At 33.5% G+C, this 25,772-nt stretch carries 25 protein-coding genes and 1 tRNA gene; 19 read left to right on the top strand and 7 right to left on the bottom strand.

Annotated features, from left to right (window positions below):
• Positions 1-2: 2 nt before the first annotated feature.
• On the bottom strand, positions 3-1,583 hold the full coding sequence (gene hutH / locus B8963_RS02035) for a histidine ammonia-lyase (protein WP_084059741.1): 1,581 nt from the start codon (positions 1,581-1,583) through the stop codon (positions 3-5).
• A gap of 78 nt (positions 1,584-1,661) precedes the next feature.
• Here hutH and B8963_RS02030 point away from each other — a divergent pair, with 78 nt between their 5' ends.
• Positions 1,662-2,558 (top strand): LysR family transcriptional regulator, encoded by an 897-nt coding sequence (locus B8963_RS02030; protein WP_084059740.1) that lies wholly within the window; start codon positions 1,662-1,664, stop codon positions 2,556-2,558.
• A gap of 41 nt (positions 2,559-2,599) precedes the next feature.
• Positions 2,600-3,151, top strand: coding sequence for a nitroreductase family protein (locus tag B8963_RS02025; RefSeq protein ID WP_084059739.1), 552 nt, complete (start codon positions 2,600-2,602; stop codon positions 3,149-3,151).
• Positions 3,152-3,155: 4 nt separating this feature from the next.
• Here B8963_RS02025 and B8963_RS02020 read toward each other — a convergent pair whose 3' ends face one another.
• The gene (locus B8963_RS02020; protein ID WP_084059738.1) at positions 3,156-3,665 is read right to left on the bottom strand and encodes a DUF456 domain-containing protein; all 510 of its coding nucleotides are present in this window, start codon (positions 3,663-3,665) and stop codon (positions 3,156-3,158) included.
• A gap of 210 nt (positions 3,666-3,875) precedes the next feature.
• Between B8963_RS02020 and B8963_RS02015 the strand changes: the two genes are divergently transcribed.
• The 15 genes from B8963_RS02015 to B8963_RS01945 all read left to right on the top strand — a co-directional run bounded on the left by B8963_RS02015 (position 3,876) and on the right by B8963_RS01945 (position 16,866).
• Complete coding sequence (locus B8963_RS02015; protein ID WP_084059737.1) at positions 3,876-4,238, top strand: BlaI/MecI/CopY family transcriptional regulator; 363 nt, start codon at positions 3,876-3,878, stop codon at positions 4,236-4,238.
• Positions 4,235-6,868 carry a M56 family metallopeptidase gene (locus B8963_RS02010; protein ID WP_084059736.1) on the top strand — a complete coding sequence of 878 codons (2,634 nt, stop codon included), beginning with the start codon at positions 4,235-4,237 and terminating at the stop codon, positions 6,866-6,868. The genes B8963_RS02015 and B8963_RS02010 overlap by 4 nt, the downstream gene beginning before the upstream one ends.
• Positions 6,869-6,887: 19 nt before the next feature.
• On the top strand, positions 6,888-8,018 hold the full coding sequence (locus B8963_RS02005; protein ID WP_084059735.1) for a tetratricopeptide repeat protein: 1,131 nt from the start codon (positions 6,888-6,890) through the stop codon (positions 8,016-8,018).
• 43 nt (positions 8,019-8,061) lie between these two features.
• Entirely contained in the window at positions 8,062-8,538 is a 477-nt protein-coding gene (locus tag B8963_RS02000) for a hypothetical protein (RefSeq protein WP_084059734.1), read from the top strand.
• Between the two features lie 7 nt (positions 8,539-8,545).
• On the top strand, positions 8,546-9,100 hold the full coding sequence (gene ruvC, locus B8963_RS01995) for a crossover junction endodeoxyribonuclease RuvC (protein ID WP_084059733.1): 555 nt from the start codon (positions 8,546-8,548) through the stop codon (positions 9,098-9,100).
• 29 nt (positions 9,101-9,129) lie between these two features.
• On the top strand, positions 9,130-9,495 hold the full coding sequence (locus tag B8963_RS01990) for a four helix bundle protein (protein ID WP_084059732.1): 366 nt from the start codon (positions 9,130-9,132) through the stop codon (positions 9,493-9,495).
• 34 nt (positions 9,496-9,529) lie between these two features.
• Positions 9,530-10,663: a radical SAM family heme chaperone HemW gene (gene hemW, locus B8963_RS01985; RefSeq protein WP_084059731.1), complete on the top strand. Its 1,134-nt coding sequence runs from the start codon at positions 9,530-9,532 to the stop codon at positions 10,661-10,663.
• Positions 10,664-10,678: 15 nt separating this feature from the next.
• On the top strand, positions 10,679-11,431 hold the full coding sequence (locus B8963_RS01980; protein ID WP_084059730.1) for a cyclase family protein: 753 nt from the start codon (positions 10,679-10,681) through the stop codon (positions 11,429-11,431).
• A complete protein-coding gene (locus tag B8963_RS01975; protein ID WP_084059729.1) occupies positions 11,428-11,778 on the top strand; it encodes a DUF4260 domain-containing protein in 351 nt (116 codons plus the stop codon). Before B8963_RS01980 ends, B8963_RS01975 begins: the two co-directional genes overlap by 4 nt.
• A gap of 2 nt (positions 11,779-11,780) precedes the next feature.
• Positions 11,781-12,431, top strand: coding sequence for a DUF4230 domain-containing protein (locus B8963_RS01970; RefSeq protein WP_084059728.1), 651 nt, complete (start codon positions 11,781-11,783; stop codon positions 12,429-12,431).
• Position 12,432: 1 nt separating this feature from the next.
• Positions 12,433-12,837, top strand: a complete 405-nt coding sequence (locus B8963_RS01965; RefSeq protein ID WP_084059727.1) for a Dabb family protein — start codon at positions 12,433-12,435, stop codon at positions 12,835-12,837.
• Entirely contained in the window at positions 12,837-13,358 is a 522-nt protein-coding gene (locus B8963_RS01960; protein WP_084059726.1) for a GNAT family N-acetyltransferase, read from the top strand. Before B8963_RS01965 ends, B8963_RS01960 begins: the two co-directional genes overlap by 1 nt.
• 6 nt (positions 13,359-13,364) lie before the next feature.
• Positions 13,365-13,724, top strand: a complete 360-nt coding sequence (locus B8963_RS01955; protein ID WP_084059725.1) for an MmcQ/YjbR family DNA-binding protein — start codon at positions 13,365-13,367, stop codon at positions 13,722-13,724.
• Positions 13,725-13,986: 262 nt separating this feature from the next.
• On the top strand, positions 13,987-15,759 hold the full coding sequence (locus B8963_RS01950) for a MutS-related protein (RefSeq protein WP_084059724.1): 1,773 nt from the start codon (positions 13,987-13,989) through the stop codon (positions 15,757-15,759).
• Positions 15,760-15,861: 102 nt separating this feature from the next.
• Entirely contained in the window at positions 15,862-16,866 is a 1,005-nt protein-coding gene (locus B8963_RS01945) for a metal-dependent hydrolase (RefSeq protein ID WP_084059723.1), read from the top strand.
• Between the two features lie 6 nt (positions 16,867-16,872).
• On the opposite strand, the gene B8963_RS01940 is transcribed toward B8963_RS01945, so the two are convergent.
• The 3 genes from B8963_RS01940 to B8963_RS01930 form a co-directional block, all read right to left on the bottom strand.
• On the bottom strand, positions 16,873-17,973 hold the full coding sequence (locus B8963_RS01940; protein WP_084059722.1) for a DUF4407 domain-containing protein: 1,101 nt from the start codon (positions 17,971-17,973) through the stop codon (positions 16,873-16,875).
• A 162-nt stretch (positions 17,974-18,135) separates the two neighbouring features.
• Positions 18,136-20,121 (bottom strand): M56 family metallopeptidase, encoded by a 1,986-nt coding sequence (locus B8963_RS01935; protein ID WP_159447265.1) that lies wholly within the window; start codon positions 20,119-20,121, stop codon positions 18,136-18,138.
• A gap of 77 nt (positions 20,122-20,198) precedes the next feature.
• A complete protein-coding gene (locus B8963_RS01930; protein WP_084059720.1) occupies positions 20,199-20,570 on the bottom strand; it encodes a BlaI/MecI/CopY family transcriptional regulator in 372 nt (123 codons plus the stop codon).
• Between the two features lie 142 nt (positions 20,571-20,712).
• On the opposite strand from B8963_RS01930, the gene B8963_RS01925 reads away from it, so the two are divergent.
• Positions 20,713-21,291, top strand: coding sequence for a PhnA domain-containing protein (locus tag B8963_RS01925; protein WP_084059719.1), 579 nt, complete (start codon positions 20,713-20,715; stop codon positions 21,289-21,291).
• Positions 21,292-21,361: 70 nt separating this feature from the next.
• On the opposite strand, the gene B8963_RS01920 is transcribed toward B8963_RS01925, so the two are convergent.
• On the bottom strand, positions 21,362-22,750 hold the full coding sequence (locus B8963_RS01920; protein WP_084059718.1) for a dipeptidase: 1,389 nt from the start codon (positions 22,748-22,750) through the stop codon (positions 21,362-21,364).
• 137 nt (positions 22,751-22,887) lie between these two features.
• Here B8963_RS01920 and B8963_RS01915 point away from each other — a divergent pair.
• Positions 22,888-22,969: transfer RNA gene (locus B8963_RS01915), tRNA-Leu, on the top strand.
• Positions 22,970-23,553: 584 nt separating this feature from the next.
• Here B8963_RS01915 and B8963_RS01910 read toward each other — a convergent pair.
• Positions 23,554-25,752, bottom strand: coding sequence for a xanthine dehydrogenase family protein molybdopterin-binding subunit (locus tag B8963_RS01910; protein WP_084059717.1), 2,199 nt, complete (start codon positions 25,750-25,752; stop codon positions 23,554-23,556).
• Positions 25,753-25,772 lie beyond the last annotated feature (20 nt).

Raw genomic sequence — 25,772 nt, 5'->3', positions numbered from 1 at the left:
TCTTAATATACTTCAAATTCATCAGAAAATTTTGTCTTTAAGGAAACGCCTTCAGTTTGACTCACTTTTTCAATTACCTTAATGATGGTCTGATCTTTTATCATTTCAATGCCTTTTTCAATATCGTCGGCAAATACCCGGTCTTTAGCTGCAAAAGCAACTTTTTCACGAATAGCTTTATGAATCTCTTCTAAAAATATTCCAGATTTCATGGGCTTTCTAAACTCAAAGGCTTGTGCAGCAGTTAATAATTCTATGGCTAGAATTTTCTCTACATTTTCTATTACTTGCAATGCTTTTCTTCCACCAATAGAACCCATACTCACATGATCTTCTTGTCCTAATGATGTAGGTATACTATCTGCGCTCGATGGGAAACAAAGTCCCTTATTTTCACTAGCCAAAGCTGCTGTTGTATATTGAAGAATCATGTAGCCTGAGTTAATTCCTGTTTCTTTCATTAATAATTTAGGTACGCCAGGGCTATTACCTTCTAAGGCAAGGTAAATTCTCCGGTCCGAAATATTTCCAATTTCCGATGCCGCTAAACAGGCATAATCCAATGCCATAGCTAAAGGTTGTCCGTGAAAATTACCACCACTTATAGTTAATTCTTCATCGATTATTATGGGGTTATCGGTAACAGAATTCAATTCAATTTCTACCAACTCTTTTAAATGCAACCATGCGTTCCGAGATGCACCATGAACTTGTGGCATACAACGCAGTGAGTACGGATCTTGAACTCGATCACAATCTATATGATCTTCCATAATTTCTGAACCTTTTAGCAGTCTTTTAATGCGTTTGGCCACATGAATATTCCCTTTAAAGGGTCTAAGCGCATGGAGTTCATTAAAAAATGGCTTTACAGAACCTTGTAATCCTTCTACCATCATAGCGCCAATAATATCAGCTTGTGATAAACAACTATGAAGTTTCTCTATTACTTTTACGGCATGTGCAGCAATAAATTGTGTGCCATTAATCAATGCTAAACCCTCTTTTGGCCCAAGTTCAACACTTGTGAGTCCTGTTTGTCTAAAAAGTTCCTTGGTTTCAATATCATTGCTTTTGTAATGCACTTTTCCTAATCCGATTAAAGGAAGAAATAAATGTGAAAGAGGTGCTAAATCTCCAGAAGCACCAACCGAGCCTTGTGAGGGTACAACAGGAATTGCATCATTTTCTATATGCCACAAAATACGGTTTAAGGTAGATTCAGATATACCAGAATAGCCTTTTGCTAAGGATTGCAATTTTAAAATCAACATCAATTTAGCAATTTCGGTATCAATTGGTTTTCCTACGCCAACACTATGACTTTTAAGAATATTGGTTTGTAAAATTTTAGTTTCTTCTTTCGATATTTTAGTAGTACAAAGTGGCCCAAAACCGGTATTAATTCCATAGACCGCTTTACCTTTTTCAACAATGTTGGCGACAATTTTAGCACTGTCATTTACCTTTTTTCTTGTCGCAATAGATAATTCTGCTTTTGTTTTTCCTTTTGCTATAGAAAGCGTAATGCTAGCAGTAAGCCAATCTTCACCGAATTTGAAAGATTTTAAAGTTGAACCCATTTCTGTTTTTTTAGAATACTAAAGTTATTCATTAACTTTGATAATTACCAATATCAATTTTATCAATATATAATAACTGTGAGTTATCAACTGGAATTGCGACATTTTCATTATTTCTTGGCTGTGGCCGATGAACTTCATTACCGAAAAGCCGCTGAAAAGCTATTTATTTCTCAGCCTGGTTTAAGCAGACAAATAAAACAAATGGAGGAAATTTTAGAAACACCTTTGTTTATTAGAAATAAGAAAAAGGTAGCATTAACCCCTGCTGGGGCATTTTTAAAGTCAGAAGTAGAATTTATTATCAATCATTTAGAGGTAACCAAAAAACAGCTGAAACTGGTCGCAGATGGTGATTTTGGTGAAATACGGATTGGTTTTTTAGGTTCCGCCATGCAAACCGTTGTTCCTAATTTATTGTTGAAATTACGAGATAAATATCCGCAAATAAAAACATCGTTAGACGAACTTTCTAATAATGCCCAAGTAAATGCAATTCTTAAAGATAAGTTAGATATTGGCTTTGTTCGTTTAGCAAGGGTTCCAGAAGAGTTAGGAATTAAAACCGTTTTCAAGGATACATTTTCATTAGTCTTGCCAAAAGACCATACCATTACCAATGATAATTTTGAAAATATAAGTCAATTAGCTGGAGAAGATTTTATTTTATTCTCTCAAGATTATAGTCCCTTGTATTTTGATACTGTTATGAGTATTTGCGAAGATGCGGGATTTACACCTAAAGTTTCCCATAAATCGGTTCATGCACAGACCATTTTTAAACTGGTAGAAAATAAATTAGGTATTGCTATTGTTCCAACGTCACTTCAATATGGATTTAAAATGGGCGTAAAATTTATTAAGCTACAGAATATTAAACAACGCGCGGAGTTGTCTGTTATATGGAAAAAAGACAATAGAAATCCAACAATAAAACATTGTCTAAATTTAGTGTTAACAAGTGCAAGCGTTTAATTTAAGACACTTAACTTTACCTTTCTATAAAAATACTACGTATGATTTTTGATGTAATAAGAAATAGACGTTCGGTTTTTCCAGTGCAATATAATGGTAAATCAATTGCAAAAACGGATATTGAAAAAGTGTTGGAAGCGGCAAATTGGGCGCCAACACATAAAAAAACCGAGCCTTGGCGGTTTAGAGTGATGCAAGGCGAAATTCAGGAAAAATTAGGGTTATTCTTATCTTTAAAGTACTTAGAAACCGATCCTAGCCCTAAGGAGTTTAAAGCAAAAAAGCTTATTGAAAATCCGAAGTTAGCAGGTGCTGTTATTGCAATTTGCATGCAACGAGACCCTATGAAAAGTGTTCCTGAATGGGAAGAAATTGCTGCCGTAGCCATGGCTGTACAGAATATGTGGCTTGCTTGTACAGAATTAGGAATTGGAGCGTATTGGAGTTCCCCAGGTTTAATAAAACACATGGGCGAATTTTTCGACATGAACGAAAACGAAGCTTGTTTAGGATTTTTCTATATGGGACATTATGATGGTGAAATTCCAGATTCAGCAAGAACGCCAATTGAAAATAAAACGGTTTGGTTGTAGACTTTTAAAAACTAAAAAGTGCAGATTTATATTCCCAAGTTTTGGCTATAAACAGGCCTAAATAAATAATGGTGACCATAAATTTTAAAAAGGTGCCAGTTAAAAAACCAAGGAAAGAACCAAAAGCCGCTTTTAAAGCGGTTTTTTTATCTGCCTTATTTAATATTTCGCCAATAAAAGCACCAACAAAAGGCCAGATTATAATACCAAATATTCCTAGTATTGGAAAAATTAGCGCTACTAGAAGTCCAAGCGTAGTACCTATCATTCCAGCTTTGCTACCACCAAATTTTTTAGTTCCCATGGCAGGAATAATGTAGTCCATAGCTAAAACTATTAGCGCAATGACTAGTGTAGTGCCTAGAAACCACCAATCCATTGGAATTACACTTGTTATAAAAAGCAATAATAGTCCAATCCAGCTAATAGGAGGCCCTGGCAATACGGGCAAAAAACTACCAAGTATACCAATAAGCATAAATATAAAGCCTAAAATTACTAACGCTATATCCATTTAAAAATGTTTTGTAATAGGACGAAGATAGTATGATTTTGTTACAACTATTTTAAATGTTTTTGTCAGGATAAGAATTTATTCAACTAAAAAATTAGTTTAAACTAAATATTTAGTTATATTTGAACTAAAGAGTTAGTTGAAAGTTGTTGAAATATGAATCATTTAGATTTTCTACAACAAGGAAATGAAATGAAAATATAATTATTTATGAAGCAGTTGACAAAAGCAGAAGAAGAGGTCATGCAAGTGTTATGGCAATTAGAGAAATGTAATGTTGCGTCGATAATTGAGGAATTACCTGAGCCAAAACCAGCATACAATACAGTTTCTACAATTGTTCGCATATTAGAAAGCAAAGGTTTTGTGGATCACGAACAAGAAGGGAAAGGCTACTTGTACTTTCCAATACTTAAAAAAGCAGATTACAGCAATCAGTCCATAAATAAACTGGTAGATGGTTATTTTCAAGGCTCGTTTAAAAGTATGGTATCGTTTTTTATGAAAAAGAACGATATGAATCTTTCGGAGTTAGAAGCTATTTTAAAAGAAATTAAAAAAGAAGAAAAATGATACAATATGCCTTAGAATGTATTGGGTTTCAGTTACTGTTTTTAATCATTTATGATTTTTTCTTAAAACGAGAAACCTTTTTTCAGTGGAATCGCGTGTATTTAATTGGCACTTATATTTTATCGATGGTATTGCCGTGGATTAAGATTGAAGCGTTGAAAACAAATGTTCCCAAAGCGGTTGTTGTTTATCCGGAATATTTGTGGAATACCAATGCTACTGAGGTTGTGCTTACAGCCCCAGTGGCGGAAAGTTTTGAGTTGCCATGGAAATCAGTTGTGCTATTCGGAGGTATGGCATTGGCTTTAATGATTTTTTTATATAAACTCTATCAAATTCAACAATTAAAACAGAAAGGAGAAGTGCGTTATTTACCGCATTTCACTAGGGTAATCATTCAAAATAGTGAAGTAGCATTTTCATTTTTTAAATCTATTTTCTTAGGCGATAAAGTTATTTCAAAAGAGCATGAAAGCATCATTCAGCATGAGTTGGTACATATTAAACAAGGTCATTCTTATGATTTAGTATTTTTTGAATTGCTCCGAATTGCAAACTGGTTTAATCCGTTGGTTTACATTTATCAAAACCGAATTTCTGAATTGCACGAGTTTATAGCAGATGCCCAAGTGGCAAAAACGCATAAAAAAGAGCAATACCAATTATTGCTATCGCAAGTATTTCAAACACAACACATCTCCTTCATCAATCCATTTTTTAAAACTTCATTAATCAAAAAACGAATCGTCATGTTACAAAAATCAAAATCAAAAAAAATATTTCAATTAAAGTATTTGGTCTTAGTGCCATTAGTGCTTGGAATGTTAATTTACACCTCTGCGGCGCCCGAGAGTTCTCTTGATGCCATCGATATCGTACAAGATGAAGATGATGCAGCCTTGATTAAGAAAATACAAGCAGAAATAGATCAAGAGGTTTTTGAATTTGGGTCTGTAATTACAGCCTATACGAATTATTATATGATGACTAAAAAAAGTGAGTTAGACTCCATAATGACTAAGGAGCACTTTTTTAAGTCGGAATTATACTCAAAAATATATTACGATTCATTGATAGAAAAAATGAAAGAAGCAGGTGAGAAAGTTGAAAATTTGATTGTAAAAACCATTGCCCCATCTACTCAAAGATATAATGAGTATATAAAATATAGACAAGCTTTCTTAATTCTCGATGACAATTTAAAAATCTCTATTTCAGCGTATAGTCACGATGTTATTTTAATGGAATCAGAAAACGATTATCCTGAAAAGTATACCCTTGTAAAAGTAAAAGATGTAAAAGACCTTACAGGTGATGAAATTCGCGAATTTAATGGCATCATAGATGATATTTCAAAAAATCATAAGCTTGAAAGTATAGTACTTACAGATGGAGTTTATTCTTTCAATATTTATCAAAAAAAGTTTGTTAGGGTTGAAGAATACGAAGTTAAAGAAGTACAAGAAACCATTACTAGAAATGGAAATACTATTACTTATCGTGTGGTAGATGTACAAAATATGACAACTGAAGAAAAATCTAAACAGCAGGAGTTGCTAGATGAAATACTAAATTCTGACACCTATGATACTCTAGTTATAACCGATGGTAAAATGAAAACTATTATTGGTGGTAAAACGGTGCCCAATGATGAAGTAGTGGTTTCCGAAATTGAGGGAATGATAGATGTTCCATTTTCCGTAATTGATGAAGTTCCAGTATTTCCGGGTTGTGAAAATGCTAGTGATAAGCGAGCCTGTTTTCAAGAAAGTATTTACAAACACATTAGTAAAAACTTTAGATATCCGCAAGAGGCTCAAGATAAGGGTATTCAAGGGAAAGTAAATTTAATGTTTGTAATAGATGAAAGGGGTAACATTGGAAATTTAAAAATGCGAGGTCCTAGTGAAATATTAGAAAAAGAGGCGGCCAGAATTATTTCTCTGTTACCAAAAATGACAGCAGGAAAACAACGAGGCAAAAATGTTCGTGTGCCATTTTCAATTCCCATTACTTTTAAAATGGAGAGCAAATTGCAGGTAATTGATGAAAAAATAGTGTTGGATGATAAATTGGGGATTCCTTTTTCCACAGTAGAAGAAGCACCCATTTACCCTGGCTGCGAAAATGCAAGTGACAAACGAGCCTGCTTCCAAGAAAGTATATATAAGCACATTAGTAAAAACTTTAGGTATCCGCAAGAAGCCCAAGATTTGGGTATACAGGGGAAAGTAAATACCATGTTTGTTATTGGTAAGGATGGCGTTATAAATGATATTAGATTAAGAGGGCCAAGTAAATTGTTAGAGGAAGAAACGAAACGTATTCTTTTGTTATTGCCAAACATGAAACCGGGAATACAAAGGGGAAAAGAAGTAAATGTGCCTTTTTCAGTGCCTGTAACGTTTAAATTACAAAGTGAAAAGGAACTTGATTTGATCCCTGAAAGTTTAATAAGCAACTACCCAAATGAAAGCATAGCCATCGATAAATTAAATACTTTATTGAAAGAACGAGGGCGTTTGTTGAAAACATCAAAACCTTCAAACTCAATAATTCAGAACTTGGATAACGAGATTAATGCACTAAGAACAGTAATAGGAAACAGCATAGCTGAATCTAAAAATTAGTAGGTCTTTGAAAAATCTAATGCTATTATTTTTTTATTTAGTCGTGCTAAAAGCCGAAGCTCAGACTTCGGCTTTGGCTATGGCTGACAGCCTTTATACCGTTGGAGACTATACCAAAGCAATTAATGAGTATGCTAAAGTAAATACACCAAATGCTAAATTGCAGATTGCCAGAACTTATAATGCTATACGTAATTATGATAAAGCAATTTTACAATATGAGGCCCTTATAAAGCAAGATCCTAAAGGTCAAATTCCCAAATTTGAATTGGGGAAATTATATGATAAAACAAAGAAGGCGGAAAAATCTAAACGTATTTTTGAAGATCTGAGTGCGGAAAACCCCAGCAACCCTGAATACTTTTATTATTTGGGTAATGCATTCAATGATTTAGATTCCATTTCTAAAAGTATTACATGGTTTAAAAAAGCCATTGCGGTAGATAGTACGCATCTGCGCAGTATTTATCAAGTAGCAAAATATTATGTTGCTGAACAAGAACGAGATTCTGTGGTGAAATATGCAGATTTAGGTTTAAGCTTTTATGAGAATGATGTGTCCATTATTAATTTAAAAGCATTGGCATTGTATAACAACGATGAATTTAAAGCAGCAATTCCTTTATTTGAAAAGATGGTTGCATTAGGAGAAACTACTAAATTTTACATTTTTGAACGCTTAGGTAATGCGTATTTTAGTACAAATCAATATGCAAAAGGAATAGAAAACTACAATAGATCACTTGTTATTGATGAAGAAAATCCACGTGTTTTATTCAGTATAGGCAAGGTTTTTTGGGAAGATAAACAACTAGATAGTGCCAAAGTTTATATTAATAAATCTATTGACGTACAACAAGTAGTTCTTGATAAAGAATACCAAGCTTTAGGGCGGATTGCTAGTGAGCAAAAGGACTTTAGAACAGCTATAAAGTATTATAAATTAGCACATGAAGAAGACACTTCTAATGTAATTTATTATTACCAAATTTGTTTTATTGCGGATCAGTATTACGAAGATCCTAAGGTAAAACTAAGTTACTACGAGCAGCTTGTAGATAATTATGGAGGTAAAAGAGATTACTTTACGGATTATGCTAAACGTAGAATATCAGAACTCAAAGAGGAAATACACTTTGCGAGTAATTAAATACCTCAAAAAATCGTAATTTTCCGCAAAGATTTAAACGCACATGCGTACACTATTCCTTTTTTGCGGATTTTTTTTAGTGGTTTCCTGCGATTTGTTTACTTCAAAAGAAGTGAAAACGCAAGAATTGGTCACACGCGAAATGCAGCATATTAATTTTAACGATGTGGATCAGTTTCCACTTTTTGAAAATTGTGACGAAACCAATTCTAAGGAAGAAAATAGGAAGTGTTTCGAAGATACCTTACTGAGTCATTTTTCAGAATCATTACAGGGCTTCGAATTTATTTTAAAAGAAGAATTTGTAGATACCCTTTACGTAGATTTTTTAATGGATAAGAAAGGGAAAATATCGGTTTTAGATATTGAAAATAACGCTATTGTAGATGAACAAATACCGGAGTTTGATGCTATAATAACTAGATGTTTAACCACCTTACCACGCGCAACACCTGCATTAAAACGCGGAATTCCTGTAAAAGCAAAGTTTAGAATTCCTATAGTATTGAACACCAAATAAAAAACCTTTGGCAAACGAAAAGATAATTTTAGGTATTGATCCTGGAACCACTATTATGGGCTTCGGCTTAATAAAGGTGGTGAATAAAAAAATGGAGTTTATTCAAATGAACGAATTGCTTTTGAGCAAGTATACTGATCCATATGTAAAGCTTAAACTAATTTTTGAGCGTACTATTGAGTTGATAGACACCTATCATCCAGACGAAATTGCCATTGAAGCGCCTTTTTTTGGCAAGAATGTACAATCTATGTTAAAACTAGGTCGCGCACAAGGGGTAGCCATGGCTGCGGGATTATCACGACAAATACCAATTACAGAGTACTTGCCGAAAAAAATTAAGATGGCTATTACAGGTAACGGAAATGCTAGTAAAGAGCAAGTGGCTAAAATGCTACAGGGTATGTTAGGCTTAAAAACATTACCTAAAAACTTGGACAGCACAGACGGACTAGCAGCTGCGGTATGTCATTTTTATAATGAGGGCAGAATAGAAGTTGGTAAAAGTTATACAGGTTGGGATGCCTTTGTAAAACAGAATGAAAAAAGAGTAAAAAAGTAGCCAGTTACAGTTGGCACAAAATATCAGTTATGAAATTCCAAGAACTATTGGCTTATAAGAAATCATTTGCTTTAGCAATGAAGATATTTGCAATTACCAAATCCTATCCCAAGGAAGAAATGTACTCATTAACAGATCAAATTAGGAGATCTTCTAGAAGTGTGAGTTCAAATATAGCTGAGGCTTATCGTAAACGAATCTACCCTAAAAACTTTATTAGTAAATTAACGGATAGTGATGCGGAGAATTCTGAAACTCAAACATGGTTAGAATTTTCTCTAGCGTGTCAATATATTGATCAAGAAACTTATAGTGAACTAGCTGAAAATTGTGAAGAAATAGGAAGGTTGATAAATTATATGATCAATAATCCAAGTAAATTTGGTTCGGTATAACTGCCGACTGATACTAATTACTGAACACTAAATTATGGCCGGCATCTACATCCATATTCCTTTTTGCAAACAAGCATGTCATTATTGCGATTTTCATTTTTCTACCAGTATGGAAAAAAAAGAAGCGATGGTTAGTGCCTTAAAAAAAGAACTTGTTCTACGCAAATCAGAATTTAGAGATGAAATAGTAGCAACAATTTACTTTGGTGGCGGAACGCCTTCTGTATTATCTTCTCATGAAATAAATGAAATTATAGCTGCGGTTTATCAAAATTATAAAGTTGTTGAGAATCCAGAAATAACACTGGAAGCAAATCCTGACGATTTATCTGACCAAAAAATTGAAGAACTATCCAATAGTAAAATAAACAGATTAAGTATAGGTATTCAGTCTTTTTTTGAAGAAGATTTAAAACTAATGAATCGTGCTCATTCGGCAAAAGAGGCAGATAATTCAATTGCGAAAGCAATTCAGTTTTTTGATAATATATCAATAGATTTAATCTACGGAATGCCAGATATGAGTAATGAACGGTGGGAGCAAAATATTGATAAAGCACTATCTTTTGGAGTACCACATATTTCTAGTTATGCACTTACGGTGGAGCCAAAAACTGCATTGGCAAGTTTTATAAAAAAAGGATTAATTAAACCTGTAGACGATCAAGTTGCTCAAGATCATTTTAATATTCTGGTGCAGAAAATGGAAGAAAATGGATTTGTGAATTACGAGATTTCTAATTTCGGGAAACCTAATTATTTTTCTAAAAATAATACGGCTTATTGGTTGGGTAAAAAATACATTGGCATTGGTCCGTCTGCGCATTCTTATGATGGTAACAACAGAGCTTGGAATATTAATAATAACGCTAAGTATTTAAAAGCAATTGAAAAAAATGAATTGCCTTTAGAAAAAGAAATGCTTTCTCAAACCGATAAATATAACGAGTATGTAATGACGGGTTTACGCACTATTTGGGGCGTTTCTTTAACTAGAATTGAAGAGGAATTCGGAACTAGATATTTAAACTATCTATTGCAAAATGCTCAAAAGTATGTAAAAGAGGAGCTTTTGCTTATGGAGAAAAATACACTTTACACCTCAAAAAAAGGTAAATTTTTAGCGGATGGAATTGCCTCTAATTTATTTATGATTAACTTGTCATAACTAAACATTACCATTTTGAAAGCTACTATAAAACATAAAAAAGAAATCTATTCGGTAGATTTATCAGCGCCTTTAGATATTTCTATTCCTTTAACTGGCGACGTTTCAAATGTAAATGCTTGGTATATTGAGCAACCCAGAATAGAAGCGCATAGAGAAGGCGATTTTGTAGGTAAAGTAACCGAAGGCGCATCAACAAATTTTAATGATATTTGGTTTAATCCGCATGCGCATGGTACGCATACAGAGTGTGTTGGGCATATTACCGAAGAATTCCATTCTGTAAATCAAAATTTAAAAAAATACTTTTTTTTAGCTGAGGTAATTACCATCGCTCCAGAAAAACAAAAGGGAGATTTTGTCATTTCTAAAAAGCAATTGCAATACGCCATACGTAATAGTAAGGCTGAGGCAATTGTGATACGTACCATGCCTAATTTAAGGGAAAAGCTTAACAAACAATATTCCAATTCCAATCCGCCCTATATTTTAGAAGAAGCGGCTAGATACCTTGTAGAATTAGGTATTATACATTTGCTAATAGATTTGCCTTCTGTAGATAAAGAACACGATAATGGAGAATTATTGGCTCACAATGCATTCTGGAATACTAATGGTTCTATTAGAAAACACGCTACCATTACCGAATTTATATTTGTAGACAATGCCATAAAAGATGGATCGTATCTTTTAAATTTGCAGGTAGCTCCATTCGAGAATGATGCAAGCCCCAGTAGACCGGTTTTATATAAAATAATAGAAGAATGAATGTTGTTTTAAAGTTAGAAGAGCTATTCTTATTACTTTTAGGAATATATCTATTTAGTTTGCTCAACTATGATTGGTGGTGGTTTGTGGCCTTGTTGTTAACTCCCGATATTGGAATGTTTGGTTATTTATTTAATGCTAAAATAGGGGCAATTACTTACAACCTATTTCATCATAGAGCAATAGCGATACTAATATACTTATTAGGTGTTTATCTTTCAATACCTTTGTGTCAATTAATTGGGGTAATCGTATTTTCTCATGCAGCTTTTGATCGGTTTTTAGGGTATGGGTTAAAGTATGAGAAAGGATTTAAATTCACTCATTTAGGTGAAATTGGCAAATAAGAATGGATAATATTTTTGATACTTTACTAGGGTTAATTTTAGGAGCAATTGCTACCTATTGGGTATATAATTTTTTTAGAAAAAAGAGGAGTAAAGAACTTACTGAGGTGCAATCGCACGTATTGTTAGAAAAAATAAAGAGTGTTTGTAAGCTTATTGCCGTTGAGGGAGATTTTGCCGAAATTTATAGGTATGAAAATACCAAAGAACGTTTTTTAAGTTTGGTGACCAGTAAAAAAAAGGCATTGATTGTGATCAACGCAAAAGCACAAATAGGTTACGATTTAAAAAAGCTAATTCTTAATGCTGATACTGAAAATAAGAGAATTATACTGTCCAGTTTTCCAGAACCTGAAATATTATCTATAGAACCTGAATTGGATTTTTACGATATAAAAAACGGAATGTTTAATGCATTTACTCCAGATGATTTAACAGTATTAAACCAAGAAGCAAAACAACATATTCGTGATAAAATTCCAGAAAGTGGTTTAATGGAAACAGCGAAAAACGAAGCTTTAGAAGCAATTTTATTAATTGAAACCATTGTAGAGACAATAGGCTGGAGGCTGGATTATTCGGCTTTACGAATAGAAGCAAAAGACCAATTAATACAACGAAAAAATAAATTAACCCGATTTTTAGAAAAATAAAATGAAAAACTCCATTGCAATTTTTATATTTTTAGCATGTACTTCCGTTTTCTACGGACAAGATGAAAAAAGCATGAATAATTTTGATTCTAATTTTGCGCATACCGTTTATTTCTGGTTGAAAAACCCAGATAGCAAAGAAGATTGTAAAGCTTTTGAAGTATCGCTTCGCAAATTTCTTGATCATTCTGCGTATGCAAAAACTAAGTTTATCGGTAAGGCGCCAAAAGCAAGTCGTGATGTTGTAGATGGTTCATTTACCTATTCCTTAATTGTTTCTTTTGAATCTTCAGAAGCACAAGAGGCTTACCAAAAAGAAGCGCCGCATTTATTATTTATTGAAGAGTCCAGTAAATTATGGACTAAAGTTATTGTTTACGATTCTAAAGGCATTGAGCACTTATAATGTTGCAGTATAGAGCGGCAAATAAAGAAGATTATAAAGCTATTGCTGAGCTGCATGCCAAGAGCTGGCAAGAGAATTATAGAACAGATTTTAGCGCCCATTTTTTAGATCATTTGGCATTAGAAGATCGCCTAAAAGTTTGGAAAAATAGGCTAGAAACTCCTGCAGAAAATCAATATATAATTTTAGCAGAACAAGACACAATATTAGTTGGTTTTGGTTGTGCTTTTTTAGACCAATCTTCTGAATATGGTACCCTGTTGGATAATCTACACGTTGCTAATGAAGCAAAGGGGCTAGGTGTTGGCAAACAAATAATGAAACGTATTGCAGAAGCATGCCAACAACATGCTACTAGTAAAAGTATGTATTTGTGGGTTTTAGAGAATAATGTAAGTGCCTTTAATTTTTATATGCATTTAAATGGAAAGCATATCGAAACCATTACAGGTAACGATATTGGAGATAAAGAAGTGCATAAACAAAGAATTGTTTGGACTGATTTATCAGCATTGACATAGATAATTATGGATATAGAAACTTTAAGATCGTATTTTATTTCAAAAAAAGGAGTTACTGAAGATTTTCCTTTTGACGATGTAACCTTGGTTTTTAAAGTTATGGGAAAAATGTTTGCCCTTGTTTCATTAGAACGCTTACCGCTTCAAGTAAATTTAAAATGTAATCCAGAAAAAGCAATAGAACTTCGTGAGGAGCATGATGGGGCTATACTCCCAGGCTATCATATGAGTAAAGTACATTGGAATACACTAATTGTAGAAAAGATTTCACCTAAATTAATATTAGAATTAATAGATCATTCTTATGACTTGGTGGTTTCTAAACTGACAAAAAAATTAAAAGACGAGTTGGCCAGTCTAGATTAAGCTTCTATTCAATTCCATTTAACTACACTTTTCTACCATTGACCGAACCTTATAGGAGAATTGGTCTCTTTGGTACGTTTTACCATTTTCTTCCGTAGTACTTTTACCAAAAGAATTAGAAAACCCGATTAAAATTTATAAAGTTCCCCAAATCTTACTTGTAGCTAGTTCCCCCCGAACACTATAGGTGATTAGACCAGCGAAAGCTGGTCTTTTTTTTAAAAGAAAACCTATCTTTACGTTTCATTTCATAATTTTTTAAATGCAAAAGTTACATACTTTTTATTCCCATAAAATACAGACGTATAAAGAGGCTCTCGTAAAGATAAAATCGCAATTATTTATTTCGAGTATGTTGCGTTTAGTGTTGTTTGTTGCCGCTGTTTTTGGAGTATATATGCTTCACGAAAGCATGAACGCCACTATAGGTGTTATTGTGTTGAGTTTGGCAGTTTTTCTTTTTTTAGTTTCTCGCCATACCGATATAAATTACAAGAAAGAAAAACTACTGGCTTTAATTAAAATAAACGAAACTGAACTTCAGGTATTGGATAGAAATTTTCATAAACTACCTGATGGTGGTGAGTTCAAAAACCCACTACATCATTTTAGTCAAGATATTGATTTATTCGGGAAGGGTTCATTTTATCAATATTTAAATAGAACAGTATTGCATCAAGGCAGTAAAAAATTGGCAGATATTTTTACAGAAAATTCTATTGACTATATCCTTGAAAAACAGAATGCCATAAAGGAACTAGCAGAATTACCAGAATGGAGACAAGAATTTTCCGCTATAGCATCACTGGTAAAAACAGAGACTCCTTATGACGCTATTTTAAAATGGTTGGAAAATTATAAGCCATTTTTATCAAAAACCATGAAAATACTTCCTTATATATTTGGATCAATTTCACTGCTAGGGATAATTGGGTATTTCGTCATTCCGCTATCCATTTTTGTATTGTTAGCCCTATTTATTGTTGGATTGGTTATTACTGGTTTTTATGTAAAAAACATTAACAAGCTCGCCAATGATACAGGTAAAATTCAGACCACATTTCATCAGTATCAAAAATTAATACTCGAAATAGAAAATATAGAATTCCAGTCTAGTTTATTAAAAGAGAAACGAGAAACCATCTTAAATGATGCTGTAAAAACTTCAAAAATAGTACATGAATTTTCACGAATTCTAGGCGCTTTAGATCAGCGGAATAACATGCTTTTTGGTCTTTTTGCTAATGGATTTTTACTTTGGGATATCTATCAATCTTATAAAATAGAAACCTGGATTTTGGCGCATGGTCAAAAAGTGCAGCATTGGTTCGAAACTATTGCTTTTTTTGATGCTTATAATAGTCTTGCAAATTTTACTTACAATCACCCAAATTATGTATTTCCTAAGCTTGCAGCAAACCAAACAGTTTTAAACGCGAAAGGAGCCGGACATCCATTGTTAAACCCTGATAAGAGTGTCTTGAATGATATTCAGATTGAAAATGAACAGTTTTTTATCATTACAGGGGCTAATATGGCAGGGAAAAGTACTTTTTTAAGAACGGTATCTTTGCAAATTGTAATGGCGAATATTGGATTGCCCTTATGCGCTAAGGAGGTGGAATATTCCCCAATAAAATTAATCACCAGTATGCGCACAACAGATTCCCTTACGGATGATGAATCGTATTTTTTCTCTGAATTAAAAAGACTCCGTTTTGTGGTCGACGAAATTAAAAGCGACCGCTATTTTATTGTTTTAGATGAAATATTAAAAGGTACCAATAGTACCGATAAAGCTATTGGTTCCAGAAAGTTTGTGGAAAAATTAATCTCTTCCAAAGCAACGGGAATTATAGCTACACATGATTTAAGTTTGTGCGAGGCAGCTAATGATTTGCCGCAAGTTAGAAACCATTATTTTGATGCCGAAATAATTAATAACGAATTACATTTTGATTATAAATTCAAAGACGGTATATGTCAAAACATGAACGCTTCGTTTTTACTTAAAAAGATGGAAATTGTTGATTAAAAAATTACCATGTATTTAGAAAGTTAGAAATGCCAGGTAAACATAAATCAGTCTTAATTATGAACTTTTTTAACCCAAAACGGGACACTTAATAACCTATAGATGGATTCATTAACCCAAATTGTGCTTGGTGCAGCGGTAGGCGAAGCTGTGTTGGGTAAAAAAGTAGGCAATAAAGCAATGCTTTTTGGTGCCATAGCCGGGACGATACCTGATTTAGATGTGCTTACTCGTTTTTTAACTAACGATGCTATTACTGCCATAGAGTGGCATAGAGGTTTTAGTCACTCCATAGTATTTTCTATTATTTTTGCACCCATATTTGGGTGGTTAACATATAAAATTCTACCTAAAAAAGAGGCGACTTGGAAAGAGTGGTCATGGTTAATGTTTTGGGGACTATTCACGCACCCAATTTTAGATTCTTTTACTACTTGGGGAACACAACTTTTTTGGCCATTTGAAACACGTTTAGCCTTCCAAAATATTTTTGTAATAGATCCACTTTATACCCTTCCTTTCTTGTTTTTTCTTATTCTGGCTATAAACCAAAAAAGAACCTCTTCAAAGAGAAGAATTTATAACACATGGGGATTAATTATAAGTACGGCCTATATGGCAATAACTTTAGTTTTAAAAGGTGTTGCTTATCAAAATTTCACTACTTCACTGGCAGATCAACAAATTGCTTATAAGGATATCGATACACGCCCAAGCCCTTTTAATACTATTTTATGGACTGCAAATATTGAAACAGCCGATGCCTATTTAATAGCCAATTATTCTTTCTTTGATTCTAAGTCAATTACTTTTGAAAGCTACCCAAAAAATTACGAAGCATTAGGTCTTCTAGCTGAAAATGATAAAGTAAAACGACTTATTGCTATTTGTGAAGGGTGGTACACTATTTCTGTAAATAAAGGATCGTTATATTTTAACGACCTTAGGTTTGGCCTTATTAGTATGGACCCAAAAGAAAAACAATTTGCATTTAGTTATCAATTAAAACAAGAGAACGGAACCCTTGAGATTATTGAAAACCAAAGAGTTGGTGCAGATGCTAAAAAATTGTTGTCAGAACTTTGGAAACGTGTTTGGGGTAATTAACCCGCACTACAAATTCTTTACTTGTAGTTTATGAAAAGAATCTGCTTGCAATTTTAAAAGCTCTTCTGCTTTTTGTTTTTTATAAGCATATACGGCCTCTTCTTCAGCGATTTCAGCATATATTTTAGTATTAAGAGCTTCATCGGTGTCCACAACCATTTCACGTTGTTTTACCTTTTGAGTCACCCAAGATTTTACAACGCTTTCCTCTTCTTCTAATTTATAATCGTATGATCCTTTGGGAGAAAGTAGTTTGGCTATGATAGGCGATGTTTCAATAGCTAAGAATAATAAGAATATAAAAAATGACGGTAACCATGGTAATTTGTTTAAAGCGGTAATACGTGCCATTAAACCATCAAAACCGTCTATAATAGGTTGTGAATCTGTTACTGATTTTGTGTACTCGGTATTTAATCCTGTAATCTGATTTTCTATAGCAGTTATCTTCTGTGCATTGGTTTCTTTTAAAGCTTTTAATTCTGCTAGAGCAGCATCATGTTTGTCGCGTTTTTCTTTGTAAACAGGTCCTTTGCCTAAAAGTTTGGTGCCAGCAGTACCTTCAGCTTCCGAAATGTAGGTATCGTAAAGCGCATTAGTTTCCGCTTCTTTCGTTACAATTTCAGATTTTAAAGCTTCAATATCTTTATTTAAATTCTCAATTGTTGGATTGTACTGTAAAGCAATTTGATCTTTGTTGGCAAGCGTTAATTCATTCTTTTGTTCTAATAACACTTGATTAATTTCCTTTTCAAAAATTTTCATTTCTAAGGGCTTAGAAATTACTATAGCAATGATAATAGCCAGAATTATTCGTGGTGTAGCCTGTAGTAATTCGCTACTGAATTTTTCTCTCTTTTTTATAGTGGAAACAATAAAACGATCTAGATTAAAAATAAGTAAGCCCCAAACCAATCCAAAGAAAATGGCGGTGTACAAATTGTCAAAAACAGTATAAAGGGCATAGCTACTAGCAATAAAAGCCATAACTGCAGTAAAGAATACCGTGGCACCAATTCCTGCATATTTATTGCGTTCTCCCTGAGAACATTCTTTTAAGATATCAGAATCTGCTCCGGAGCAAAGGATAAAAAAACGTTGTAACATAATGATTTGATTTATTGATTGATGAAAGTCTAAAATACTAATTCTATTTGAAAAAGATTGTTAAACCTTTAAAAACAGTGTTTATAGAACGCATTAGTACTCCAAATGTTACAAAAAAAGCCTTCAAAATTGAAGGCTTTAAGAATGATTTATGATATAAAACTAATTTTCTATAACAATCGGTGCTTTTGATATTCTAACAACTGGCTTATTACTATTAGAGCTTCGGGTATCAATATTTAAATTTTTATTATTTTTTAGAAGTTTGATGGCTTCATCAGAGCTAATTTTTTCCCCTTCGCTATAAAAAGTGGCTCCTTTTTTAGCCATTTCAACAACATGGTCTAAAGCAGACATTGGAGTTGGAGGGACTGGTGGCATTGGTGGTTCCGGCATTGGAGGTAATTCTGGAAAATTCGCTACTTCTCTTTTTTGTTTTTCGGTCATGAGGCTATAGAGATATGTCATTCGATCTACTTCTGATTTTTTAATACTTGTTTTAGCATTCAAATCACTGTATTTACTGGCAATGGCGTTGTATTCAGAAATTTGCTCTTTAGTAGCACCATCTTGGTTTGCGGCTGGTGGTGGTGGACATTCAGGGAAAGGCTGCGCCTGTTGTTTTTGCTCACTAGTCATTACGCTATAAATAGATTCTAGTTTTTCTAGCTCTATTTTTTTAATAATTCGTTTATTTATAGGTTGCGCATTATACTTTTTAGCTAGTGCATTATATTCCGAAAGTTGTGTTTTCGATGCACCCTTTTGGTCGGTATTTGTGCCAACAATATTTATAGTTGCACATCCATATTCTGTTAAAATAGTATTCACTTTTAATGCAGTTTCCATTACACTTTTGGGTGCTTTAATGATAGCGCTTATTTTTTCAGAACGTTCTTTTTGAGTTAAATCCGTATTTAGTTTAGATAGGTAATCTTTTAAATTATTTACCTTCATCAATTTACTATTGATATATAAAAATTCTTTTTTATAGACTTGAATAATTATTTCCCTTTCATTTATTGTAAACTGTTTGTCAAATTCTTTTTGGGTGTACAAACTAACTTGATATGGTTGTGGAAATCGTTCACTTCTGGCATTATTATAAACAAAACTCGAAGAATAGTGTACAAAATCTGCTGCTTTATAATTTTCTAAAGCTTTATTATTAACAGGTTTTCCATTAATCCATAGAGCAAATTCAGCTGCGTTTTTCCATTTTTCAAAATCATTGGGAGTAGGCACATTTGCTTTTGTAAAATAACGTATGGAATCTGATTTTTGATGACTTCTCTCTTGCGAATATGCCTTTAAAAGCATTTTATTTTCTAATTTTTCGTCTGATGTTTGAGTAACTTCCAAAACTTTAGTTTCACTAAAACTATAAAGGGCGAGTGCTACAAGGGGTAACACTAATAAACTACGGAGCCAAACGGCTTTTTTTGAGGTGTTTTTTTTCATGACTGTAAATCGTTTTTTGATTGATGAATAATTGATGGCATTTGATAATGCTATTTCTTGGGTTTGGGCATTTGATGAGAATGCCAATAATATTTTTTGATATTTTTTTAGTTCAATGCCTTTTTGCATTACCGCATAATCTGCTAAAAATTCGTGATTTAGTTTTATTGCTTTTTTATAGGCATACACCAAAGGATTAAACCAGAAGATTACTTGTAAAAACTCAATAAAAAGCACATCTATACTGTGTTTTTGTGCAGCATGGGTCTGTTCGTGGAGCAATACTTCAGCCGGAATTTCATGTGCATCATACTTTTGTTTGTTCAGAAATATAAAGTTGAAAAAGGTGTGTGGCGCTAAATTTTCTTGTAGTAATACATTGATAATATGATGCTTCTTAATTTTTGGGTTTTTGAAAATTCTATTTCTTATTTGAAACAAATTTTGAAAATATTTAAAGCCAAATAAGAATACTCCTAGTCCATAAACTGACCAAAGTAGGGTGTTCAGGTAATTAGTTTTTTCTGGGATAGTCGTTGTTTGTAATTCAGTTAAGGCAAAGTTTTGCGTAAAACTTTGTAGCACAGGTGCTGGATCTACGTATACATATTCTGTAAAAACTATAGCAGGAATGATGAAAGCGCAAAATATTGAAGCAATTAAATAAAAACGCTTAAATACATGCATATTTTCTTTTTCCAGTAGCAACTTGTAGAAGCCTAAGAACAGTATAAAACAAATGCTTGTTTTTAAGATATAGAGTATCATAGTTTCTTTTTTTCAAGTTCACTATCTATTAAGGCTTTTAAATCTTCCAATTCTTCTTTGGTAAGTTCAGTTTCTTGTGTAAAAAAAGAGGCAAACTGACTGGCGCTATCATTAAAAAAGTTTTTTATTAATCCGTTTACGTGTTTAGAAAAATAATCTTTCTTTTTTACCAATGGATAATATTCTCGTGATCTTCCAAAGCTTTTATAAGCTACAAAACCCTTGTCTGCCATTCTTTTTAAAAGCGTAGCAATAGTTGTTGTTGCTGGTTTTGGGTCGTCATAAGCCTCTAGTAAATCTTTCATAAAAGCAGTTTTCTGTTTCCACAAAATATTCATTAGTTCTTCTTCGGATTTTGAAAGTTGCATGTTCTACGTTTTTAGAATTAACTCTACAAACATAGAACAAATATTTCAATTCTACAAGTGTAGAGGAAAAATAGTCAGAATTGTTTAAATCTTAATCGTTTTTTGATAGATTATCTTAATTTTACAGCACTAAAAAATAGTAATGACGGTAATAGACGAGCTTAAAGAACGTAGTGGAAATAAATGTGAGCTATGCGCTGCAGAAAACAATTTAAAAGTGTACGAAGTGCCACCAGTATCGGTTGGTGGTATAGATGGTAGTTTATTGACTTGCGACGTATGTATACATCAAATTGAAAATCCAGATGCTACAGATCCTAACCATTGGAGATGCTTAAACGATAGTATGTGGAGTGAGTATGACAGTGTAAAAGTAATAGCTTGGCGCATGTTATCTCGACTAAAGGCAGAAGGTTGGCCAAAAGATTTGCTAGATATGATGTATTTAGAAGATGATGCATTAAACTGGGCTAAAGCAACAGGAGAAGGACTTTCTGAAAGTGAAAAAATTATTCATAGAGATATAAACGGTGTAATTTTAGAAAATGGTGATAGTGTTGTTTTAGTAAAAGATTTAAAAGTAAAAGGTTCTAGTATGGTTGCCAAACAAGGAACAGCCGTTCGTAGAATTTCATTAGACCATGAAAATGCAGAATATATTGAGGGCAAGGTTGATGGGCAACAAATTGTTATTATCACTAAATATGTAAAAAAAGTTTAGCTTAAACTCAACTTCCATAGACATAAAAAAAATCCGCTTAGTTTTAAGCGGATTTTTTTGTCGTAATTTTTTATGAATTCATTTCCGTGAAATATTTATAGAAATATGGAATGGTCTCAATACCTTTTAAATAATTCCATACCCCAAAATGCTCATTAGGAGAATGGATAGCATCACTATCTAAACCAAAGCCCATTAAAATTGTCTTACTATTCAGTTCTTTTTCAAATAAAGCAACGATAGGAATACTACCGCCACTACGTTGAGGAATTGGTTTTTTGCCGAAAGTAGTTTCATAAGCTTTTGATGCAGCTTGATACCCAATAGTATTAATTGGAGTTACATAGCCTTGCCCTCCATGATGCGGCTTTACAACTACAGTAACACCTTTGGGAGCTATACTTTCAAAGTGTGTTTTAAATAATTCGGTAATTTCTTTCCAATCTTGATTGGGTACTAAACGCATAGAGATTTTTGCAAAGGCTTTGCTCGCAATAACCGTTTTAGCACCTTCTCCAATGTATCCACCCCAAATACCATTCACATCAAGTGTAGGCCTTATGGAATTACGTTCATTGGTGGTATACCCTTTTTCACCATAAATATCTTCTATAGCTAAAGCGTTTTTATAATTTTCAAGACTAAATGGTGCTTTTGCCATTTCAGCACGCTCTTCTTTTGATAATTCTTCTACTTTATCATAAAAACCAGGAATGGTTATACGATTGTTTTCATCATGAAGGCTAGCAATCATTTTAGTCAGTACATTAATAGGGTTGGCCACTGCGCCACCATATAAGCCAGAATGTAAATCACGGTTTGGGCCTGTTACTTCTACCTCTACATAGCTCAAACCACGAAGGCCTGTGGTAATAGATGGTACATCATTGGCAATCATTCCAGTATCAGAAATTAAGATAATATCGTTAGCCAGTTTTTCTTTATTGTTCGCTACAAAAACAGCAAGATTACTGCTGCCAACCTCTTCTTCACCTTCAATCATGAATTTTACATTACAAGGCAATTGATTGGTTTTTACCATAAATTCCAAAGCTTTTACATGCATGTACATTTGACCTTTGTCATCACAAGCACCTCTCGCATAAATTGCTCCGTCAGGATGTTTTTCAGTTTTTTTAATAACAGGTTCAAACGGAGGAGAGGTCCATAAATTAATAGGATCTGCCGGTTGAACATCATAATGTCCGTAAACTAATATAGTTGGAAGTGCAGCATTTATAATTTTTTCGCCATAAACTATCGGATATCCATCAGTTTCACAAATTTCTACAACATCGCACCCTGCGTTTAAAAGTGATGCTTTTACAGCTTCCGCTGTGTCTAAAACATCTTGAGTAAATGCAGTATCGGCGCTTACTGAAGGCATTTTAAGTAATTCTATTAGTTCATTTAAGAAACGTTCTTTATGCTCGGAAATGTAATTTTTTATTGACTCCATGTGTTGTTTTTTGTCCACTATAAAACTACAAAAAAGAACTTTTTTCAAGTAAGTATTTCTAAATTGATTTTTTGCTTTATATTTGCACTCCTTTAACAGAATAAAAATTCGTTTTTTAGGCCGGAAAAAGGAAAAATGCAGGCGTGGTGGAATTGGTAGACACGCTAGACTTAGGATCTAGTGCCGCGAGGTGTGAGAGTTCGAGTCTCTCCGCCTGTACTTTTAAAAGCCTTTCGAGAAATCGAGAGGCTTTTTTTGTATTTTCTAGTTATGAAATTTAAGCGCAGCTTATTTACGGATTAATTAAGAAAATAATGCCAAATGGTGTAGTTTATAACCCATAACTACCCCCTTTAAGCGATATGATGGGCTTGATTCTAAATGAATATTATATCGTAACATAGGTTTGCTGATATGATTATTGATGTGGGTAATTCAGCATAGAAATATGAGAATATACTTGCGTTTTAATCGGTTTATGTTTCTGAATTTTGCACTTAATTATTATAAATATCTAGTACAATGAAGAAAACAACATTTTATCCGACTATATGGCAAACGATTCCATATTCTTTTGATATAATTGAGCAATTAGAAAAGGATGGAAGTACTTCTAACTTTGGAGTTATCCTGCAAAAAATACGGATTTTTTTTAAGACTATTTTTTAATAATCTCTATAGCTAAAGTTCAATAAATAAATGTAAAACCTAGTGCTTCATGTAATTTTATGATAGCGCTATAAAATTTGGAATAGAAAAAGCCTCTCTAAATGAAAGGCTTTTTTATTTTCTAATACTAAGGTTTACCCTATTATTTGTTTTTCTAGGTTAAAAGGTTGGTGGTAATGTCTTTGGCCTGTAGCTTTATATAAAGCATTTGCTAAGGCTCCAATAGCAGGAGGTAAACCAGGTTCACCCAATCCTGTGGGATCAATATCATTATCAACAAAGAAAACTTCGATCTCTTTTGGTACTTGCGAGTTTCGAATTAATTGATAAGTGTCAAAATTCATTTGTTTAGGCGCACCATTTTCAAAAGTTAATTGGCTATAGGTTCCATGACCAATCCCATCAATAATACCACCTTCGAGCATGTTTTTGGCACCATCTTTATTTACCACTATTCCGCAATCAGCAGCACACCAAACTTTAGCTATCACTGGTTTGTCATTTTTCATGACTATGTCAAAAATTTCAGCCACGTAGGTAGAATGACAAAAATAAGCCGCTACACCTCGGTGTACACCTTGTTTAGCTTCTCCCCAATTTGCTTTTTCCTTTACTAATTTTAAAACACCCGCGTAACGTTCCGCTTCGTATTCATTTTTTTCGCCAACAGGATTTTTAATAGCACGTTCAAATAATTCTAATCTAAAATCTATTGGATCTTTTCCAGCTAATTCCGCCACTTCATCTAAAAATGCTTGTTCTGCTCCAGCAGTAAAATTGGATCTTGGAGCTCTCCATGCGCCAGTAGTAATATTGGTAGCTACTTTTATTCGCTGGGCTAAGTAATTATCAACAGTTCCTGCAGGAAACCTATTAACAAATACTGGTCCTTCTGTTAAACCTGCTCCTTTTACACTAAATGCAATAAGAGTATTGTTCTCATCTAATCCAGCCTTGTAGACTGATCGATATGTTGGGCGATAAGTACCTTGAGTCATATCATCTTCTCTGGAATAAATAAGTTTAACTGGACCTCCAATTTTCTTGGAAATTGCTGCAGCTTCTAATCCAAAATGAACATAAAGTCTTCTGCCAAACCCACCACCAATTCGGGTCATATTTACTGTTATATTTTCTAGCGGTAGGTTTAATAATTTTGCAACAGAACCTTCTAATGCTTCTGGTGTTTGTGTTGGTCCAATAAGTTCTGCTGCAGTGTCCGTTACGTTAGCAAAGAAATTCATTGGTTCCAATGTGTTATGTGCAATAAATGGCGCACTGTAGGTGCGTTCAATTACTTTGGCAGCTTTTTTAAAGGCAGCTTCTGGATCGCCATCTGTTCTTGTTTCTTCAACTTCTCCAGATACTAATGCTTCTTCCAAGCGTTGTATGTGTAATTCAGAATTCTCCAGTTCGCTTGTAGTTTCCCAATTTACTTTTAAGGCTTTCTTGGCTTGCATTAATTGCCATGTAGAGTCACCAACAATAGCTACGAGTTTTTTAAAGCCCACTTCATCAAACATACCTGGTTCTGCAATAGTAGTATCAATAATAAATGCATCAGAAATACCGGGCATATTTTTTATTTCATCTTCATTAAAATCAACCAACTGCATACCAAAAGCAGGCGGATGTTGAATCATTGCCAATTTCATGCCCTCTCTTTGAAAATCTAAACCAAAGAGTGGTTGGCCTGTAACTATTTTTTTTCCATCTACATTTTTTACATCAGTACCAATAAGTTTAAAGTCGTTAACATTTTTAAGTGTTACTTCTTCTGGAATTTCTATTCCTACTGCTTTAGCAGCTATTTCTCCGTAGCCAACAGATCGTGTTCCATTATTTTCTTTTATTACTCCTTCACTAGCAGTAACTTCATCTACTTGTAAACCCCATTCTTTAGCAGCGGCTTCCATCAACATTCTTTTTCCGGTGGCACCAGCCATTCGTAAGGCGTTCCAACTTAAACGTATGGAAAGACTACCGCCTGCAAACTGATTCTGGTAAAAACCTGTATTTAGGGGAGCTTGTTCTACAACAACATTTTCCCAAGGGACTTCCAATTCCTCAGCCACAATCATCGGCATAGATGTTCTTACATTTTGACCAATTTCAGGATTCGGTGAAAAGATGGTTACCAAACCAGTGTCACCAATTTTTATATATCCGTTAATATCAAACCATTCTTTAGGTACTGGTAAACCAGCTGCTATTTCTTTTGAATTTGGTTTACACCCATTGAGCCAACTAAATCCAATTAGCATTCCTCCACCAGCGGCAGCAGAAACCTTAATAAATGATCGACGATTGTATTGTGTTTTTATCTGTGTCATGATGTTTTATTTTGGATTGG

Source organism: Cellulophaga tyrosinoxydans (assembly GCF_900176415.1).
Classification (GTDB): Bacteria; Bacteroidota; Bacteroidia; order Flavobacteriales; family Flavobacteriaceae; genus Cellulophaga; species Cellulophaga tyrosinoxydans.
This window is presented reverse-complemented; position numbering and strand designations above follow the sequence as displayed.

Excerpts from the sequence above, each read along its gene's own strand:
- B8963_RS02020 (WP_084059738.1), bottom strand. The coding sequence starts at position 3,665 with ATGGATATAGCGTTAGTAATTTTAGGCTTTATATTTATGCTTATTGGT.
- B8963_RS01965 (WP_084059727.1), top strand. The coding sequence starts at position 12,433 with ATGAAAAACTCCATTGCAATTTTTATATTTTTAGCATGTACTTCCGTT.
- B8963_RS01975 (WP_084059729.1), top strand. The coding sequence starts at position 11,428 with ATGAATGTTGTTTTAAAGTTAGAAGAGCTATTCTTATTACTTTTAGGA.
- B8963_RS02025 (WP_084059739.1), top strand. The coding sequence starts at position 2,600 with ATGATTTTTGATGTAATAAGAAATAGACGTTCGGTTTTTCCAGTGCAA.
- B8963_RS01935 (WP_159447265.1), bottom strand. The coding sequence starts at position 20,121 with ATGCATGTATTTAAGCGTTTTTATTTAATTGCTTCAATATTTTGCGCT.
- B8963_RS01925 (WP_084059719.1), top strand. The coding sequence starts at position 20,713 with ATGACGGTAATAGACGAGCTTAAAGAACGTAGTGGAAATAAATGTGAG.
- B8963_RS01945 (WP_084059723.1), top strand. The coding sequence starts at position 15,862 with ATGGATTCATTAACCCAAATTGTGCTTGGTGCAGCGGTAGGCGAAGCT.
- B8963_RS02015 (WP_084059737.1), top strand. The coding sequence starts at position 3,876 with ATGAAGCAGTTGACAAAAGCAGAAGAAGAGGTCATGCAAGTGTTATGG.
- B8963_RS01910 (WP_084059717.1), bottom strand. The coding sequence starts at position 25,752 with ATGACACAGATAAAAACACAATACAATCGTCGATCATTTATTAAGGTT.
- B8963_RS01955 (WP_084059725.1), top strand. The coding sequence starts at position 13,365 with ATGGATATAGAAACTTTAAGATCGTATTTTATTTCAAAAAAAGGAGTT.
- B8963_RS02010 (WP_084059736.1), top strand. The coding sequence starts at position 4,235 with ATGATACAATATGCCTTAGAATGTATTGGGTTTCAGTTACTGTTTTTA.
- B8963_RS01960 (WP_084059726.1), top strand. The coding sequence starts at position 12,837 with ATGTTGCAGTATAGAGCGGCAAATAAAGAAGATTATAAAGCTATTGCT.
- hemW (WP_084059731.1), top strand. The coding sequence starts at position 9,530 with ATGGCCGGCATCTACATCCATATTCCTTTTTGCAAACAAGCATGTCAT.
- hutH (WP_084059741.1), bottom strand. The coding sequence starts at position 1,583 with ATGGGTTCAACTTTAAAATCTTTCAAATTCGGTGAAGATTGGCTTACT.
- B8963_RS01950 (WP_084059724.1), top strand. The coding sequence starts at position 13,987 with ATGCAAAAGTTACATACTTTTTATTCCCATAAAATACAGACGTATAAA.
- B8963_RS01970 (WP_084059728.1), top strand. The coding sequence starts at position 11,781 with ATGGATAATATTTTTGATACTTTACTAGGGTTAATTTTAGGAGCAATT.
- B8963_RS01930 (WP_084059720.1), bottom strand. The coding sequence starts at position 20,570 with ATGCAACTTTCAAAATCCGAAGAAGAACTAATGAATATTTTGTGGAAA.
- B8963_RS02000 (WP_084059734.1), top strand. The coding sequence starts at position 8,062 with ATGCGTACACTATTCCTTTTTTGCGGATTTTTTTTAGTGGTTTCCTGC.
- B8963_RS01920 (WP_084059718.1), bottom strand. The coding sequence starts at position 22,750 with ATGGAGTCAATAAAAAATTACATTTCCGAGCATAAAGAACGTTTCTTA.
- B8963_RS01990 (WP_084059732.1), top strand. The coding sequence starts at position 9,130 with ATGAAATTCCAAGAACTATTGGCTTATAAGAAATCATTTGCTTTAGCA.
- B8963_RS01940 (WP_084059722.1), bottom strand. The coding sequence starts at position 17,973 with ATGTTACAACGTTTTTTTATCCTTTGCTCCGGAGCAGATTCTGATATC.
- B8963_RS02005 (WP_084059735.1), top strand. The coding sequence starts at position 6,888 with ATGCTATTATTTTTTTATTTAGTCGTGCTAAAAGCCGAAGCTCAGACT.